General features: G+C 60.6%; 2 protein-coding genes. Both read left to right on the top strand.

What is annotated here, in order from left to right:
* Nucleotides 1-322: NAD-dependent epimerase/dehydratase family protein (locus EH240_RS38655; protein WP_425374875.1), on the top strand; the 322-nt coding region annotated here is incomplete at its 5' end.
* A 339-nt stretch (nt 323-661) separates the two neighbouring features.
* Nucleotides 662-1,429, top strand: coding sequence for an MraY family glycosyltransferase (locus EH240_RS39560; RefSeq protein WP_245436709.1), 768 nt, complete (start codon nt 662-664; stop codon nt 1,427-1,429).
* The last annotated feature ends 326 nt before the right edge of the window (nt 1,430-1,755 follow it).

Raw genomic sequence — 1,755 nt, 5'->3', positions numbered from 1 at the left:
GCGGCGAGCCGACGCCGCCGAAGGATTGCTCTTGGTTATGCAATGTCGCTCGCTGCAAGGACGGCCTGTAAATCTGGGAGGCAGCGAAGCGGTTCAGATCGCAAAGCTCGCGAGGATGGTCGTTGAAGCCGCCGGGACGAACGCGCCGATCGTCATGAAGCCATCCAACGCGGTATATGGGGAAAGGTTCGCCGCTACATATGATCGCGTCCCGGATACAGGTCTGTTGACCATCATGACGGGATGGCGTGCGCTGCGAAGCACGCAGCAGACGATCATGGATTGCATCGAGCACATGCGTACCGAACGAGTGATGGTTTGACGCTTGGTCCATTGGTCCCGTTCATCGGGGCGCTGCTCATAGCTGTTCCCTGCGTTTGGCTGTTCGCTCGCCTTGCCAAGCGCGTCGGGGCGGTCTCTAAGGTGAAGGGTGACCGATGGCATACGTCCGGCGAGGTCCCGCGTCTTGCGGGACCCGCGCTGCTGGTGGCCATGTCACCGTGGCTTCCGGTGACAAATGTCCTCCTGCTGGCCTGTTTTTGCCTCATCGGCGCTCTCGATGACGTCCGGTCGCTTTCTGCAGCTTCGAAGGCGGCGGCACTGGCCGCGGGAGCTATACTTGCCGGGATCACCAGATGACGATTGGTAGCCACAGGTGAACATGCTCGATCACGCGGATGGCCTCGCTGCCGGCACGGCCGCAGCCGCATTTTTCGGCCTCGGCGGAGATATCGGAATGGCCGGCGCGGGTGCCTGCATGGGGTTTCTCTGTTTCAACTATCCGCCTGCCTGCGTCTTCATGGGCGATAGCGGAAGCCTTTTGCTCGGTGCAGCAATTATGCTCCTCGCGTCAGAAAGGGGGCTGGGCTCCTCTCTGGCGTTGATTGCCGTTCCCCTGATCGATGCCCTGTTCGTCATTATTCGCCGCCTACGCGAGGGACGGCGGCCGTGGGTCGGCGGCACGGACCATCTTGGTCACACTCTGTTGCGCATTGGAGTGAGGACCCAAGGCTTTGCCTGTCCTGCATGCGGCAATGGCCTTAGCCCTGGGGCTCGTGTTTACTGCCTGGCAAAATCCGTAGCTCCGAATGAGCTGCAGCAGATTTGGCATTCGATCTACCGCAGCTCCGCCGAAAGCCGCTATTGCCCTTTGACGGCCCGCGGCAAGGTCAGCTTGGTAGCCCCTTGGTCTGACAGAGCGCTGAGTTCACGCCCCATGACCGACGCTAGGGTTGAATTAGCAATTTCCAGGCATCTGATCGGTTCCCGTAACCTTTTGCCGGAGAGATCTGACCGCCTTCAGCAGTTCGCGTTCGCTGGTGAAAGCGTTCCGAAAAAACAGCCACAACCACAGCCGCTAGAATTTCGGCGTCCGGGTCCAGAGGATCGAGTTGTGCATCCTCGCACACCTGATGATCTCTCAAGGTGAACCACCCCATCGAAGACACTTAGGATCGGATGCCCGAGGCTGCGTAGTGTGCATTATGGTGCGGGCACTTCGGGTTCACAGATCAGACGGGGCATTACGTTGCCCAATTGAATATCGTGACCGCAGTCATTGGTTACGGCCCCTCTCGCGCCGGGCGAATCCTGTGCGTGTTTCGGTAATTCCCGGACACCCTTTTCTGCGGCAATTCCCTGGCGCAGTGCGGTCAACCTCGCGCGTCCAGCGACGCCCTAGCGCGTGCCACAGCCTCGCGGGCGTTGCGCTCGATCTCACCGAACCGGCCGCCGCGAATGTCGTCGGTGGTGGCG

It is taken from the genome of Mesorhizobium tamadayense (assembly GCF_003863365.1).
Taxonomy (GTDB): domain Bacteria; phylum Pseudomonadota; class Alphaproteobacteria; order Rhizobiales; family Rhizobiaceae; genus Mesorhizobium; species Mesorhizobium tamadayense.
The sequence above is the reverse complement of the archived record's forward strand: the minus strand, read 5'-3'. Positions and strand labels throughout refer to the sequence as shown.